The organism is Perlucidibaca aquatica (genome assembly GCF_001676655.1).
In the GTDB taxonomy this organism is placed as follows: domain Bacteria; phylum Pseudomonadota; class Gammaproteobacteria; order Pseudomonadales; family Moraxellaceae; genus Perlucidibaca; species Perlucidibaca aquatica.
Map to the genome: position 1 here is coordinate 193,959 of NZ_LZDB01000001.1, position 14,158 is coordinate 208,116.

Sequence of the window (14,158 nt, forward strand, 5' to 3'; positions counted from 1 at the left end):
CGACATTCGTCGGATCACTAAGTTTGTTCCTTGCATCTCAACTGCACTGATTCAGGATTGCCCCAACTTGCAAAAGGTGGACATCATGAAAAACACACTAAAGCCCTTGTTCCTTATTGGAACGACACTCTCGCTAGTTGCCTGCCTTGGCAGCAACGACTCCTCTTCTTCCAGCAGCGCACGCATCACGGGCAGCGCTGAAATTCCGGAAGACGCCTGCGCGCCGGAACTGCGCAATACGGTTGGCTGCTTCACCGAACCCTTTGTTGAACCCTGGGGACCCAGCGCCATGAAAGCCATGGCGGAGCAGCCGGCTGCAGACGACTCACCCTTCGCCAGCCTGCTCACGCCCAAGGGCAACCTGAAAAATCCGCTGCGACAATTACCGCAAGATGATCGATGCCTGCGCATGGCCGACGGCCGACCCACCGAGTGCAAGCCCGCTGCGGGCTCCATTGCACTCCTGCCAGATGATCGCGTGCTGTACTTCAATGCGCTTGAAGGCACAGAGGATGCTGAGTTCTCTATTTTCTTTGAGGCCGGCACGGTGGTGACTAACGACCAAACACGCGTGATGTCCCTGAGTGGCAAAACAGCGGGCTGGATGCAGCCTAGCCCCGTGGATGGCGGGGCAAATCCTGATGGCTACGAAGCCACCCTGCTGCTACCCAAAGGCTTAATCGACAATACCGATGCCAGTACGAACAACGATGGCGCGCTCTTTTGCGCCGACTTAGAAATGCTCGCTGACGGGCGTGTGATGGCCGTAGGTGGCACGGACTACTACTTCGAGCCCGGCATTCAAAAGCCCATTGCTATTGGCGTTTCGGAATTGGAAGGTGTTCGCAACGCCCGTATTTTTGACTACCGCGATAACAGCTGGAAGAAAACCGGGGATATGACCTATGGTCGCTGGTACCCCTCACTAACCACTCTGTCTAACGGCGATATTTTGGTTTCCTCAGGTGTCACCAAACTGATTAAACCGATTTACCCCGAGCGCCCTGAGACCTCTGGTCGCAACGTCACACAAACCGAAACTTACGACCTAGGCTGCGGCACTTGGACTGAAAACGGCCCACTCGCCGAGCGTTCACTGCCGCTTTACCCACGTCAGCATATGCTGCCGAATGGCCATGTGCTCTACAACGCTGGCGGGCAAGCTTTTAACCCCTTTGGCCAGTCTTATGATCAAGCGCTCTGGAACATCATTGCCGCTTACGATCCGGATAAAAAACTCTGGACCGACCTCGGCTATGCTGGTCTTCCCTTAAAACTCAACGAGATTGGACTGGATCGCTTGGGGTCCGCACTGAACCCGACCAACACGGAAATAGCAACGGACATCCAAAAGACGCTCACGGGCTTACTGGGTACGGTCACAGAAGATCCTGCTGGCCTGATTATGCCGATACTGGATAGCGTTACGAAGGACCCAGAAGGCACACTCATGAGCGCCATTGGTTCTGGCTTCCGCGGCTCTACTTTCTCGATTCAAATGCCCCTGCGACCCAACGCACAAGGGCGCTACGACCATGCTGAGTTCCTTACCGCTGGCGGCGTACTCGGCGCCATCACGGCTAACAGCCCCGGGTCATATATCACCACCAATCTGTCTCGTATCGACCGCATTAACATTGCAAACGATGACACCATGGCCTACGAATCCCGCATCACGGGCAGCCTAATTAAGCCGCGCTGGTACGGCACCGGGGTATTACTGCCCACAGGGGAAGTGATGGTGTTCTCGGGTGCAGATAGAGACGAAGTGCTGCTGCCAGGCACCGGTGCAGCCATTTTAGAGACTGAAATTTTCGACCCGAAAACGGAGACTTGGCGCGTGATGGCCCGCCAACACAATCCCCGCACCTATCACAATACCGCCATGCTGCTGCCGGATGGTCGCGTCTTGGTGGGTGGTCATTCGCCCATTAACACGGGCTATCTCTTTTCGTTGGATTTGAGCGCATTAGGCTTATCCCCCAACCAAGGTCGCGACCCCAGCTTCGAGATTTACAGCCCGCCCTATATGTATGCGGCTAATCGTCCGCGCATTACTTCGGCACCGAACTCTGCCAGCCATGGCGCTACGATTTCGGTAAACACCGAAGGCAGCAATATCAAGGAGGTCTTGTTGGTTAAGCGCACCACGCTGACCCACATTATTGATGGCGATCAGCGTACGGTGGTCTTACCGCACACCGGCACCAATAACTTACAAGTCCGCCTGCCAACCCAAAAAGGTGCGTTACCCCCAGGATCCTACATGCTCTTTGTCGTCTCTGAGGACGCATCAGGCAAGCGCCTACCCTCGGTTTCGGTACCCCTGACCATTGAGGGCGCAGACAATCGTGCGATTGGCTGCAACGCACCTGCGGCACGCGTGGCGAAACGCTGATGTGGGTGCAGCTTCGTCCCTTCTGGCTCAGCATGCTCGTCATGCTGAGCCTGTCGGCCCATGCGCACGTCAATCATGGCGAAAGCTACAGACCCGTGCTGGATACGCTACCTAAGGAGCTTGACAGCATTTCAGTGCAGCTCACCGACACGCTAGCGCCTCAGCTATTGCTGGAGAACCGCAGTGCGTCAGTCATCACCATTTTGGGTCAGAACCAGCAGCCTTTTCTCAGAATCAGTCGCGATCGCGTTGAAGCCAATACGCGACATCCCGACTGGTTAAAGACCTATCTTCCTGGCGGGCTACCTGGCCGCAAACCGGAGGCCGGCAACGCACCTCTCTGGAAACAGGTGAAAGCCAGCAATAGCTGGGGCTGGTTTGATAGCCGCCTAAAGCCTTCATCGGTAAGCGCTGATTCGGTTTGGCAAGTTCCGGTACTGGTCGGCGACAAACCCAGCGTGATTTCAGGTCGTTTCACGCCGGCCCAGCAAAGTGGCTATTGGCAGGCCAACTGGCAAGCCAAACCGGTACTGCCCAATGGCATTCGTGTCGCGCTTATTCCGGGGCAGCCCTACGGCATCATGCTGAGCAACGCATCTCAGGCGGTCGTCACGGTACTGGACCAGGATGGTCAGCCCTTTATCCGCCTGTCCAAAATCGGCACGGAGGCTTCCCTAAAAAGTGCCCTGTGGCGTGACACTGCCGCACAGCAAGGACTGCGCCAAGGTGAGCAGAAAGAAAAGCATTGGCAGTTAGTATCAACAGCGCCGCGCTACACCTGGATTGAGCCCAGAACGCGTGGCAAGCAAGGCACGAAGAAGCCGCTGTCCTGGCAAATCCAACTGCGGGTGGATACGCAGTTGGTTACGCTAAAAGGCGAAAGCCGCTGGCTGTCAAAGCGCTAAAATTTGCACAACCAGAGGCTCTAGTTTGGTGAGGCCGTAGCGACGACCCACCGCTAGGGCCTCTACCGCCGACATACCCTGCAACCAAAACGCTCGCAGTGCGAATAGCGCACCAACGCGATTGCCACTCATGCAATGCACCAAGACCGGCGACTCGCCGCTAGCCGCCAATAGGCTATGCAGTGCCTCAGCATTAGCGCGATTTAAGTCATGGCCGCCGACAATGGGCAAGTGCGCGTAGTAGAGGCCCAGCTCAGCCGCCAAAGCCGCCTCATCAAAGCCTCCATGTTCATGCTCGGGCAGCATATCGATCACATGCGTGATACCGGCCGCCTTTACTTCGGCAAGAGCTTCTGGGCTGACATAACCGCCAGCGTAGTGGTTAGGTTCAATAAACAACAGATTGGGAATGGGCAAGGACATAGCAGTCTCGGGGCAGTAGTTCATGCTTTTAGCCTAGCATGCTGAACTCCTGAATTCCGAGTGCAGTCGCAACGATCAGCATCAAAATAGCAAAGCTCTGCTGTACACGCTGTGCAGGCATTCTAGGGGCTATGAGGCGCCCAAAAACCAAGCCCACCACGACTGCAAAGATAAACGGCAACGCGGGCATAAGGCTGGTCAAGCTAAGCTTTCCGATAACCATCAGCACGCTCAAGCTACTCACCAACGCGACCACCATCAGCGATGTAGCCACGATAGCCGCCATGCTGAGATCGGTAAAAAATCGTAAGACCGGCACAATAATGAATCCGCCGCCGACACCCAGTAAGCCTGTCAGCAAACCAGAAAATGCACCGAACGTAGACATCGCAAGCACACGCTTGGGGGTCCACACAAAACGGCCGGAGTTCGGATTAACCGGGATAATTAATAATTCTGCAGACTCGTTGGTGGCGTTTGAGGACAGCAAACGTAGCGCAGCCAACACCATGACAACCATAAAAAGCAGGGTTAATACCGATGCAGGCAGGCGATGCGCCAGCATCAAACCCAGCGCGCTCATGGGCAGTGCTACTGCAGCCATGAGCAAGGCAGCACGATACCGAGCCAAGCCCTTACGCAGGCCATCCAAAGCGCCCACACTGGCACTGAGAGCAACCGTCATTAATGCCACGGGGGCGGCCTGAGTCACGCTCCATTGCAAACCAAACATGAGTGCTGGCACAGCCAGCATGCCACCTCCAGCGCCGGTTAGGCCAAGCACGAGCCCAACCATGAGTCCCAGAATAACCAGCATGAACTAGCCTTGCCCACAGGCGAGATTAGCGGGGATGGCAATATCCATCATCGCCGGATCAGGCAGATTAAGTGCGGCCATGATGGCGACATATTCCGCTTCGCTGCGTCCAGCTAGGCGCGGGTTAAAGCGCTTCTCTTCCGCAATCGTCGACACCGTCCAGCCCTTATAGTCATGACCTGGATATACGCACGTATCGTCAGGTAGTTGAAAAAGCTTTTGCGTAATCGAGTGCCAAGATTTCTGTGCACTGCCGCCCTGAAAGTCCGTTCGACCGGTGCCCCGAATTAGTAGCGCATCACCGGTAAAAACCGCCTCGGGATGCGCTGGATTAAGCACAAAGCTAAACGATTCATCCGTGTGCCCCGGTGTATACAGGGCTTGTATCGAAAGCGAACCCACGGCGAACACTTCACCGTCTTTAAGGTTGCGCGATACGCAGCTCGCACGAGTGAACTCCCCCATTAAGGTCACGCAACCTGTGGCATCACGTAATGCACCCAGAGCAGTGATGTGATCGGCATGAGTATGCGTATCTGCTGCATACAACAGCGTTACGTTCAGCTCGCGGAGTAATTGCAAGTACTGGGGTAGCTGCTCCTTTACCGGATCAATGAGTAACGCCTTAGCGTTCTGCTCACACGCCAGTAAATAGGTGTAAGTACTGGATGCTTTATCAAAGAGCTGGCGAAAAATCATCGGAAGTACTCCGTACTAGGCCGAACGGAAAAATCGGTCATGCACCCAGCTACCCAGCAGCAGGGAGACCACAAATGCCACGATGTCTTGTCCGCCCTGAACGATGTTCACTAAGGCCGGCCCGGGGCAAAGCCCAGACAGACCCCAGCCGACTCCGAAGAGCGCTGCGCCGAGTAACAATCGGCCATCTATTTGCGTAGCCTGTGGCCATTGAAAGCTCGGCGCAAAGACCGGTTGCGCGCGGCGGCGCAGCCAAATAAATGCGGGCATGGCCACCGCAATGGCACCGACCATGACAAATGCCAAGGTCACGTCCCATTGCCCTGTCACATCTAGAAAGCCCTGCACTTTGACGGGGTCGGTCATACCCGACAACACCAAGCCCAAGCCGAAAAGTAGACCGCAGATAAAGCCTGAAAGAACTTTCATATTAGGCTCCTCCCGCACGCAGCACAGCTACCGTCACTATGCCGGACGCCATAAACGTAAGCGTTGCCGCAAGAGATCGCCACGACAACCGGCTGATCCCACAAACCCCATGCCCGGAGGTGCAACCATTGCCTAAGCGCGTGCCGAAGCCCACCAGCAGCCCAGCCGCGATCAGGGTAGGCAAACCAATATTCGGCAGCATGGGAGGCGCAATTCCCAGAACATAGGTCGCGAACAGGCCTGCAACCAACATACCCAAAATAAATGCTCGTGCTAAACCTGCCGCGCTATCTTGCCGCTGCCATGCCGTGGCTACCAAACCACTTATGCCGGCAATTTTACCGGTAAGGGCAAACAGCAACGCCGCGGCAAAACCAATCAGTAACCCACCCTGTAAGCCGGCCTGCCAAGCCATAGGAAATTCAGACATAGGATTTAGCTCATAATGAAGAGATGATTTTTATACTACCCCCAGTATATTAGGTACACAAGCCAGGTCGCTTGTCGTAGCATGAATCTGGAATAGTGATGACGGAAAAACCATGTCGCCCAGAGAGCAGCATCAACGCGCACTCATCCTCAGACTTCGCCGAGTAGAGGGTCAAATTCGTGGTATCCAAGCCATGATGGAAAACGGCGACAATTGTGACCGCATCGCGCAGCAGCTCTCGGCTGCCCGCAAAGCCTTGGACAAGACCTTTCACGAGATGGTCGCCTGTCATTTGCAAATGGAAATTGCGGCCAACCCAGACCGTGAACACATTGCTGCTGCAACAGCTCACATGACCTCTCTGCTACGCAAATATGGATAAGCCATGAGCCTCGCCAAACCCGTTTCCGCCAGCGCCGTCACCGATCAGGTCTATTGGGTATTCCCCAACGACTTAAACGCGAATGACACCGTTTTTGGCGGCATGATCATGGCGCAAATGGACAGGCTTTGTGCGGTGGTGGCGTGCCGCCATAGTGATCGGATTTGTGTCACGGCCAGCGTCGATGCCGTGCACTTTCTGGCGCCGGCAAAGCGGGGCGATGTGTTGATTTTTGCCGCTGCGGTGAATCAGGTCTGGCGCTCATCCCTCGAAGTGGGCTGCCGCGTTGATGCACAGGCCATCAATGGAGAGCGCAGACATATTCTTTCGGCGTATCTGACCTTTGTCTCGGTAGATGAGGCCAACAAACCCAGCCCTGTGCCAGGGCTCATCACCCAAACCAGCGAGGAGACTCGACGCGCAGGGGAAGCCGATTTGCGCCGTAGCCAGCGCCTGCGCCACGCCGAAGAGCTGAAAGCGTTCCGCGTGCAGGCGCAGCAACAACAGCAGTAAGCATGCAGTAAGTCAGCGGGTAATGGTTCTCACACCAGCACTGCCGCCAAGCAACAAAACATCGGCTGGTCGCCGCGCAAACAGCCCATTGCAGACCACACCCACGAGATTATTTAAGTGTGTCTCCAGCTCCACCGGGTTGCGAATATCCAGACCGTAGGTGTCGAGAATGACGTTGCCGTTGTCGGTCACAAAGCCATTGCGATAGACCGGGCTACCACCCAACTTCACTAGCTCGCGGGCAATCATTGAGCGGGCCATGGGAATGACCTCAATGGGCAGTGGAAATGTGCCAAGTTGACTCACCCATTTGCTGTCGTCGGCGATGCATACAAACGTGTCTGCCAGCGCCGCCACGATTTTCTCGCGGGTAAGCGCACCGCCGCCGCCCTTAATCATTTCTAAGGCCGCATTGATCTCATCTGCGCCATCCACATAGACGCCGATGTGATCCACATCATTAAGGCTGACAACCTCAATACCGATGGCTTCCAGTCGCAGCTTGGTGGCTTCGCTACTGGCAACCGCTGCCTTTACTTTGTGACGAATCGGCTTGAGGCCATCAATGAAGAAATTCGCTGTAGAGCCCGTACCCACACCAAGCACTTCGCCATCGCGCACATGGGCGAGCGCCGCTTCGGCAACCGCGCGCTTCAGGGCATCGGCAGAAAGTACAGTGGACATAGTGGGCTCCAGTAGCTCAAGAATGGGGACGATCGTCTGACAGGCGGCACGCCACCTTCGGGACGCGTAGTATACTCGCAGCCAATAGTCCGGAAGCAGTCCGCCATGCCCGATGTCCTCGCACTTGATGCAATTGTAAAACGCATACTTCAAGCTCGTGTCTATGATGTCGCCATCGAAAGCCCGCTCGAACCTGCTCGCCTGCTTTCACGCCGCTTAAAAAACACGGTTCTGATTAAGCGCGAAGACCTGCAACCGGTGTTTTCCTTCAAGCTGCGCGGCGCCTTCAATAAAATCGTCAAGCTCAGTGACAATGACCGTGCCAAGGGCGTGATCTGCGCCTCTGCCGGCAATCATGCCCAAGGCGTGGCGCTGGCGGCAAAAACGCTGGGCATCAAAGGCGTGATTGTGATGCCGCAAACCACGCCCGACATTAAGGTCAATGCCGTGCGTGCCCTCGGTGGTCAAGTCGTGCTTCACGGCGACAGCTACGACGACGCTTTCGCGCACGCGCAAACGCTGATGAGCGAGAAGGGCTATACCTTCGTGCATCCTTTCGATGACCCCGAGATCATCGCCGGCCAAGGCACAGTCGCGGTCGAGATTTTGCGGCAGCATCAAGGCGCCATCGATGCGATTTTTGTGCCGGTCGGCGGCGGCGGCCTGATGGCGGGCGTGGCGGCCTACATCAAATATGTGCGGCCATCGGTGCGCGTCATCGCCGTGGAAGCCGAGGACTCGGCCTGCCTCGCAGCCGCAATGAAAGCCGGTAAGCGCGTCACGCTGGACCAAGTGGGCCTGTTTGCGGATGGCGTTGCCGTGAAGCAGATTGGCAAGCACACCTTCGACATCGCCAAGGTCTGCATCGATGAAGTCATCACCTGCTCGACCGATGAAATGTGTGCCGCCATCAAGGACATCTTCGATGAATGCCGTTGCATCAGTGAGCCCGCTGGCGCGCTGTCTCTCGCCGGCCTAAAGAAGTACGTTCAGCGCGACGGCGTGCAGGGCCAGACCCTGATCGCCATCAACTCCGGCGCGAACATGAATTTCGATCGCCTGCGTCACATCGCCGAGCGCACGGAAGTGGGCGAGGGTCGCGAAGCGGTTTTAGCGGTGACTATTCCGGAACAGGCTGGCGCATTTAAAGCCTTCTGTCAGGCCATTGGTAAACGCAATGTCACCGAGTTCAACTATCGCTTCAGTGACAGCAGCGAGGCCCATGTCTTTGTCGGCTTGACCGTGCGCAATGGCGCTGAAGAACGCGCTGAACTGGTCGCAGGTTTGCAACGCAAAGGCTACGCCGTGCTCGACCTATCCGATGATGAAATGGCGAAACTGCACACGCGCCATCTCGTTGGCGGTCATGCCGGATTGGCCGATGAGCGCCTCTTCCGCTTTGAATTCCCCGAACGGCCAGGCGCACTCATGGCCTTTCTAACCCAGCTTGGCACCCAGTGGAACATCTCCTTGTTCCATTACCGCAACCATGGTGCCGCTTATGGTCGCGTGCTGGTGGGCTTGCAGTTGGGTTCGCGTAGCCTCAAGGAATTGAAGTCGTCACTCGATGCAGTGGGCTATCCCTACTCCGACGAGAGCAGCAACCCAGCTTATCAACTCTTTTTGCGCTGAGATAAATCCATGTTGCCGCGCCTGCCCAAGCCCAATGCCGCTGTGCTCAAGCGCATTCAAGCGCAACCGTTGGACTACTGGCAGCATGTAGGCGACCCGCTGGCCGACTTGCTCTCCACGATCTACCCCATTGGCGATGCCGAAACCTTGCTCAAGCTCATCGAGTACGAAGCCGAGCAGGAGCAGCCGCTATGCCTGCAGTTTCTGTCTCAAGAGAACGCCGTTTCTCGTTGGCAGGAACCTCGCTTTCAAGCCGAGCTCGCCGCCTGGCAAGCCTATGTGCAGCAATTCCCATTAGCAGTACGACTGGCTTGGCAAGCTGGTGGGGGCCTGCGTCTGCTCAGCCAAGCGCGCTGGGCCGGTGCCTGGCCTGGGCCACTGAGCCCGTTGCAACGCTTTATGCAGCACTTAGATGACGCTTTGCTCTGCGAACATCTGCCCACGCCAGACACCCTGCGATTAATGCGTTTAGAGCTGGCGATTTTGCGTCGCGATGCCGAAGCCGACATTGGCAAAAATCATCTCGGTGTAGTGCTCGCGCAAAGCGATTTAGCGACGCTAGTCATTTGTTTGTCAGAAGAAATGATGCGCAGCCTCGATGCGCTGGGCGTTGGCCTTAATAGTGCACAGCGCGCTGGCTTGCGGCACTGGGCCATTGGCTTCGGTCAGGGACTAGGGGTGGAGGCGCTGTGGTTGGCCAGCAACGAAGAGGAGGCTCATGCGCTTAGGCATGTATTGTTGCAGCCGTCATCCTCGCTAGGCGCACCGCTGGTACTGCCGTGGTTACGCATGGTGGCATCGGCCGACACCCTGCCTGCTGCTGAACGCCGCACCTTGGCGCTGGCGCGCAGCCTGCTCGACCCCCTCACCGCCGACACACTGGGCCTGCCGCACGATGCCCTTGGCAGCTTATGGCGCAAGGCCAGCGGCTGGGTCGTCGAAAAAGGCCGACCCTTAGCCGGGCAAGCTCCGGCGGTGCTTAATTTGCAGAAGAAGGTGATGGCGCGCTGGCACTAGCGCATGACTGCTTAATCAGGTCAGCAGCTTAGGATTGGGCAACCCTGACAGCTCCGAAGGGATCAGCACCGACAGCCGCTCATGGCGCAACTCGGGGCAGGCTGCCAGCAAGCGCTCCACGAAACTGTCATTGATCTGGTAGCCGGCCGGTGCCAGTAGCTGGCCGCCCCGGGTATGCACCGGCTGCATGAGCACCATGCCAGGCCGCAGCAACGCCATCACCAGCTGCACCTGCCGTGACAGGTCCGCCTGCGGCCCGAGCACATCGCGAAGAGCAGAAATCAGCTCGGATGTTGTTTCGGGCAGAGCCTCCAGCTGTTCAAGCGCCGCCAGCACCGGCAGGCCAGCCGCCTCCAGACGCACATAGCGACGCACCATGCGAATCAGGCGCGCCTGCTCTACCAGCTCAGGCGCTGATGACTCATCCTGATACCCGGCCAGTGCCGGCTCGATACGGCTGAGCAGCTGTCGTACCGGCTCGATGCGCGGCACCGAGGCCAGCAGCCGCCAGGTTCGCTCTTGGGCCCGCGCCACATCATGCTGTTCCTGCTGGCTCAGCATCAGGCCAAACAGGACCTTCTCCTGAACCTCCGGTGCCAGACTGACCAGCCCGAGATTGGCGAGCATGGTCGCCATGGTCGCCGCCCACCCTGCGTCATGGCGACATTGACTGCTGACACGCTGCACCAGATCGACCATGCGTTGCGCCTGACCGAAACTGGCCGGACTGGCCATGGCTAGGGCATCGATTAACGCCTGCATGCAGCCCTTGATGGTTTGCTCAAGCAGCTCGCGCTCGGCATGAAGCAGACGATGCTGCTCGATACCGTCTCGCACCGCCTGTTGCAGCTCGTCACGCGGGCAGGGCTTGGCCAGGAAGCGGAAGATGCGGCCCTGATTCACCGCGCGCATGGCCGCCTCAATGTCGCTGTAACCAGTGAGCAGGATGCGCGCTGCGTTCGGGCAGTGCTGCCGGCACTGTGCCAGCACGACATCACCGGACATGCCGGGCATACGCATGTCACACAGGACTACCGCCAGCTTCGGCAAGGATGGCAGTAGCGCCAGCGCCGCCTCGCCACCCGTAGCAATATGGACCTCGCCGAGCTGACGCAAAGACAGCTGCAGCCCCGCTAGCACATCCTCATCATCGTCGATGCAGAGAATCTGCACGGCAGACGGCGCAGAGGGCAGGCTCATGAGGCATCTTCCGATACCGGTAGTTCAATGACAAAGGTCGTGCCGCCATCCGCAACAGGTTCCCACCAGAGCGCGCCACCATGCTGTTCGACGATCAATGACCGGCTGATGGCCAGCCCCTGCCCGGTGCCCTGGCCCACCGCCTTGGTGGTAAAGAACGGGTCAAAAACCCGGTGCCGGATGGCCTCGTCGATACCGCAGCCATCATCGCTGACACTCAGACGAACCTGTTGTCCGTCCCCGTGCAACCGCAGCGACAGCGTGACATGCCCCTGACCCGGCCGCTGGCGCTGGCGTTCGGCGATTGCATGCGCGGCATTGGTCAGCAGGTTGATCAGCACCTGTAGGATGAGGTCGCGGCGACATCTCACCAGCGGCACTGACTCCAACACCTGCACCACCTCGGCCACTTGGCGCAGGTCATGCGCAGTCATGGTCACCGCCTGATCCATCAGCTGTGCCAGATCCTCGGGCACCGCGACTTCGCCGGGATGGGCAAAGCTGCGCAGGCTGTTAACGATGTCACGCACCCGGCGCACGCCATCGTGGCTGCGTCGTAACGCCTGTGGCAGCTGCGCTTGCATAAAGTCGCCATCAAGCCGTGCTAGCGCTTGCGCCAAGGCACCATTCGGCACCGCCTCGCGGCAGGCCAGCGCTAGGACCGTGAGCAGTTCGCCACAGCTGTCATCAATGAAGCCGAGGTTGTCGGAAAGGAATTGCAGCGGGGTGTTGATCTCGTGTGCCATGCCAGCCGCCAGACTGCCCATCGCTTCCAGCTTCTGGGCCTGACGCAATTGCAGCTCCATCTGCCGGCGCTCGCGCAGATCGATGCCGACCAGCACATACTCGGTCTTGCCGTCGCTGTTCTGCTCCAGCGCCATCGACAGCAGCACCGGCACCCATTCGCCATCGTAATGCCGGAAGCGGGTCTCCACATTGATGGCCCCGTCAGAATGTGCCTCAACCTGACGCAGCAGCTCAGCCGCATCCGGCAGCAGCTCGGCCAGCGGTCTGCCCGGCAGGGCACGACACTGGATACCCAGCAGACGCCCGGCTTGCTCGTTGGCATGACGCACCTGCTGACGCGCATCGACCACCAGCCAAAGACCAGGCACTGGGCTGCGCAAACCGCTGATGCGGGCATAGGCTTGATTCAGCGCCTGCGTCTGCTGCGCATCCTGCTCCGGCTGGGCAGCCAGCGCATGCTCAAAAAGCGCCACCTGCTGTTGCAGGAGCGCCTGGGCGTGCTCATCCTCGGAAAGGACAGGCGCAGCGGACAGGTCGGCCATCACGGTACCCGGGAACGAAGGAATCTCTCCCTTATATCGCCCCGGCTACCGATTTCTTGAGCGGAATCAGATCGGCAAAACCCGCGCAAACACCGCCTTCAAGTATTCCGTTTCTGGAATGGCTGGATGAATCGGGTGGTCCGCGCCCTGATGGCCGTGGTGCAGAATCTGCGCCTGACGGTCAATGTGGCGCGAGCTGGCACGAATCACATCGACCAGTTCTTCGCGGGCGAGATGCATCGAGCAAGAGGCTGACACCAACAGGCCGTCACGGGTGAGCAGGCGCATGGCCAGCTCGTTGGCCCGGCGGTAGGCCTGCAGGCCAGCCTTGTGATCCTTGCGGCGGGTGATGAAGGCGGGCGGATCGAGCACGATGACATCAAAACGCTCGCCGTCCTGCTTGAGTGCGGTGAGCGCATCGAAGGCATCGCCCTGCAAAGTCTGCACTTTACTTTCCACACCGTTCAGCTTGGCATTACGCATGACCTGATCAAGCGCCTTCTCCGAGCCATCCACACAATGCACTTCGGCGGCACCAAAGGCCGCAGCCTGCACACCCCAGCCGCCGATGTAGGAGAACACGTCGAGCACGCGCTTGCCGGTGACCAGACCCTTGAGCTTGGCGCGAGCCTCGCGATGGTCGTAGAACCAGCCCGTCTTTTGGCCATCGCGCACCAGCGTTTCAAAGCGCACGCCATTCTCGGTCAGCGCCAGACGCTCGGGCACTTCGCCGTAAGCGACTTCAACATAGGAATCCAGACCTTCGACCTGACGCATCTTGCCGTCGTTCTTGAGCAGAATACCTTGCGGCTTCAGCACCTTGACCAGGGCATCGATCAGCGCGGCTTTTTCACGCTCAATACCGGCGGTGGAAATCTGCACCACGAGGTGGTCGCCGAAACGATCCACCACCAGACCGGGCAAGCCGTCGCTGTCGCCGTAGACGAGGCGGTAGAACGGCTCGGGATACCAGGTCTCGCGCACGCTGAGGGCAATCTGCAGGCGGTGTACGAACAGCGAAGTGCTGAGCGGATGAGCAATGTCACGATTGAACAGACGCGCGCAGATCAGTGTATTCGGGTTGACGATGGCCAGCCCCAGACCCTTGCCCTTGCTGTCTTCGACCACGACCTGCTGGCCCGGCTCGAAGCCCTTCAGCGGCGTCGCGGCAATATCCACTTCATTGGAGAAGACCCAAACATGGCCCTCGCGCAGACGGCGTTCTTCATTGGCCTTTAGGCGCAGGCGGGGCAGGTCGGTCATGGCAATCTCATTTTCAAAGGCGGGAACTGCAATGCAATTCATGGGCGGATTTTAGGGCGCGATCATCGTTGACGACC

Annotated in this window: 15 protein-coding genes; 6 read left to right on the top strand and 9 right to left on the bottom strand. The window is 58.2% G+C overall.

What is annotated here, in order from left to right; translation table 11 throughout:
• Nucleotides 1–85: 85 nt before the first annotated feature.
• Nucleotides 86–2,398 (top strand): galactose oxidase early set domain-containing protein, encoded by a 2,313-nt coding sequence (locus A8710_RS00980; protein ID WP_157686229.1) that lies wholly within the window; start codon nt 86–88, stop codon nt 2,396–2,398.
• On the top strand, nt 2,398–3,303 hold the full coding sequence (locus tag A8710_RS00985; protein WP_068857573.1) for a hypothetical protein: 906 nt from the start codon (nt 2,398–2,400) through the stop codon (nt 3,301–3,303). Before A8710_RS00980 ends, A8710_RS00985 begins: the two co-directional genes overlap by 1 nt.
• Here the strand turns inward: A8710_RS00985 and A8710_RS00990 are convergent.
• Genes A8710_RS00990 through A8710_RS01010 form a run of 5 tightly spaced genes read right to left on the bottom strand, consistent with a single transcriptional unit; the run spans nt 3,292 to nt 6,101 of the window.
• Nucleotides 3,292–3,726: a beta-lactamase hydrolase domain-containing protein gene (locus tag A8710_RS00990; RefSeq protein ID WP_157686231.1), complete on the bottom strand. Its 435-nt coding sequence runs from the start codon at nt 3,724–3,726 to the stop codon at nt 3,292–3,294. The genes A8710_RS00985 and A8710_RS00990 overlap by 12 nt on opposite strands.
• 28 nt (nt 3,727–3,754) lie before the next feature.
• Nucleotides 3,755–4,543: a sulfite exporter TauE/SafE family protein gene (locus tag A8710_RS00995; RefSeq protein WP_068857575.1), complete on the bottom strand. Its 789-nt coding sequence runs from the start codon at nt 4,541–4,543 to the stop codon at nt 3,755–3,757.
• 3 nt (nt 4,544–4,546) lie between these two features.
• Nucleotides 4,547–5,242 (bottom strand): MBL fold metallo-hydrolase, encoded by a 696-nt coding sequence (locus tag A8710_RS01000; RefSeq protein ID WP_068857576.1) that lies wholly within the window; start codon nt 5,240–5,242, stop codon nt 4,547–4,549.
• A gap of 15 nt (nt 5,243–5,257) precedes the next feature.
• Entirely contained in the window at nt 5,258–5,671 is a 414-nt protein-coding gene (locus A8710_RS01005) for a DUF6691 family protein (RefSeq protein WP_068857577.1), read from the bottom strand.
• A gap of 1 nt (nt 5,672) precedes the next feature.
• A complete protein-coding gene (locus A8710_RS01010; RefSeq protein ID WP_068857578.1) occupies nt 5,673–6,101 on the bottom strand; it encodes a YeeE/YedE family protein in 429 nt (142 codons plus the stop codon).
• 112 nt (nt 6,102–6,213) lie between these two features.
• Here A8710_RS01010 and A8710_RS01015 point away from each other — a divergent pair, with 112 nt between their 5' ends.
• Both A8710_RS01015 and A8710_RS01020 read left to right on the top strand, forming a co-directional pair.
• Nucleotides 6,214–6,483, top strand: a complete 270-nt coding sequence (locus tag A8710_RS01015) for a metal-sensitive transcriptional regulator (protein ID WP_068857579.1) — start codon at nt 6,214–6,216, stop codon at nt 6,481–6,483.
• A 3-nt stretch (nt 6,484–6,486) separates the two neighbouring features.
• Nucleotides 6,487–6,996: an acyl-CoA thioesterase gene (locus tag A8710_RS01020; protein ID WP_068857580.1), complete on the top strand. Its 510-nt coding sequence runs from the start codon at nt 6,487–6,489 to the stop codon at nt 6,994–6,996.
• A gap of 12 nt (nt 6,997–7,008) precedes the next feature.
• On the opposite strand, the gene rpiA is transcribed toward A8710_RS01020, so the two are convergent.
• Nucleotides 7,009–7,680, bottom strand: a complete 672-nt coding sequence (gene rpiA / locus A8710_RS01025) for a ribose-5-phosphate isomerase RpiA (RefSeq protein ID WP_068857581.1) — start codon at nt 7,678–7,680, stop codon at nt 7,009–7,011.
• Nucleotides 7,681–7,785: 105 nt separating this feature from the next.
• On the opposite strand from rpiA, the gene ilvA reads away from it, so the two are divergent.
• Entirely contained in the window at nt 7,786–9,312 is a 1,527-nt protein-coding gene (gene ilvA, locus A8710_RS01030) for a threonine ammonia-lyase, biosynthetic (RefSeq protein ID WP_068857582.1), read from the top strand.
• Between the two features lie 9 nt (nt 9,313–9,321).
• The gene (locus A8710_RS01035) at nt 9,322–10,329 is read left to right on the top strand and encodes a hypothetical protein (protein WP_068857583.1); all 1,008 of its coding nucleotides are present in this window, start codon (nt 9,322–9,324) and stop codon (nt 10,327–10,329) included.
• A gap of 15 nt (nt 10,330–10,344) precedes the next feature.
• Here A8710_RS01035 and A8710_RS01040 read toward each other — a convergent pair whose 3' ends face one another.
• From A8710_RS01040 to A8710_RS01050, 3 genes are all read right to left on the bottom strand, one after another.
• Nucleotides 10,345–11,529 carry a response regulator gene (locus A8710_RS01040; protein WP_068857584.1) on the bottom strand — a complete coding sequence of 395 codons (1,185 nt, stop codon included), beginning with the start codon at nt 11,527–11,529 and terminating at the stop codon, nt 10,345–10,347.
• Nucleotides 11,526–12,818 carry a sensor histidine kinase gene (locus A8710_RS12505; RefSeq protein WP_068857585.1) on the bottom strand — a complete coding sequence of 431 codons (1,293 nt, stop codon included), beginning with the start codon at nt 12,816–12,818 and terminating at the stop codon, nt 11,526–11,528. The genes A8710_RS01040 and A8710_RS12505 overlap by 4 nt, the downstream gene beginning before the upstream one ends.
• Nucleotides 12,819–12,884: 66 nt before the next feature.
• Complete coding sequence (locus A8710_RS01050) at nt 12,885–14,081, bottom strand: class I SAM-dependent rRNA methyltransferase (protein ID WP_068858112.1); 1,197 nt, start codon at nt 14,079–14,081, stop codon at nt 12,885–12,887.
• Nucleotides 14,082–14,158 lie beyond the last annotated feature (77 nt).

Bases quoted from the DNA above. Each gene is read 5' to 3' on its own strand.
- A8710_RS00980 (WP_157686229.1), top strand. From the start codon at position 86: ATGAAAAACACACTAAAGCCCTTGTTCCTTATTGGAACGACACTCTCG.
- A8710_RS00985 (WP_068857573.1), top strand. From the start codon at position 2,398: ATGTGGGTGCAGCTTCGTCCCTTCTGGCTCAGCATGCTCGTCATGCTG.
- A8710_RS00990 (WP_157686231.1), bottom strand. From the start codon at position 3,726: ATGTCCTTGCCCATTCCCAATCTGTTGTTTATTGAACCTAACCACTAC.
- A8710_RS00995 (WP_068857575.1), bottom strand. From the start codon at position 4,543: ATGCTGGTTATTCTGGGACTCATGGTTGGGCTCGTGCTTGGCCTAACC.
- A8710_RS01000 (WP_068857576.1), bottom strand. From the start codon at position 5,242: ATGATTTTTCGCCAGCTCTTTGATAAAGCATCCAGTACTTACACCTAT.
- A8710_RS01005 (WP_068857577.1), bottom strand. From the start codon at position 5,671: ATGAAAGTTCTTTCAGGCTTTATCTGCGGTCTACTTTTCGGCTTGGGC.
- A8710_RS01010 (WP_068857578.1), bottom strand. From the start codon at position 6,101: ATGTCTGAATTTCCTATGGCTTGGCAGGCCGGCTTACAGGGTGGGTTA.
- A8710_RS01015 (WP_068857579.1), top strand. From the start codon at position 6,214: ATGTCGCCCAGAGAGCAGCATCAACGCGCACTCATCCTCAGACTTCGC.
- A8710_RS01020 (WP_068857580.1), top strand. From the start codon at position 6,487: ATGAGCCTCGCCAAACCCGTTTCCGCCAGCGCCGTCACCGATCAGGTC.
- rpiA (WP_068857581.1), bottom strand. From the start codon at position 7,680: ATGTCCACTGTACTTTCTGCCGATGCCCTGAAGCGCGCGGTTGCCGAA.
- ilvA (WP_068857582.1), top strand. From the start codon at position 7,786: ATGCCCGATGTCCTCGCACTTGATGCAATTGTAAAACGCATACTTCAA.
- A8710_RS01035 (WP_068857583.1), top strand. From the start codon at position 9,322: ATGTTGCCGCGCCTGCCCAAGCCCAATGCCGCTGTGCTCAAGCGCATT.
- A8710_RS01040 (WP_068857584.1), bottom strand. From the start codon at position 11,529: ATGAGCCTGCCCTCTGCGCCGTCTGCCGTGCAGATTCTCTGCATCGAC.
- A8710_RS12505 (WP_068857585.1), bottom strand. From the start codon at position 12,818: ATGGCCGACCTGTCCGCTGCGCCTGTCCTTTCCGAGGATGAGCACGCC.
- A8710_RS01050 (WP_068858112.1), bottom strand. From the start codon at position 14,081: ATGACCGACCTGCCCCGCCTGCGCCTAAAGGCCAATGAAGAACGCCGT.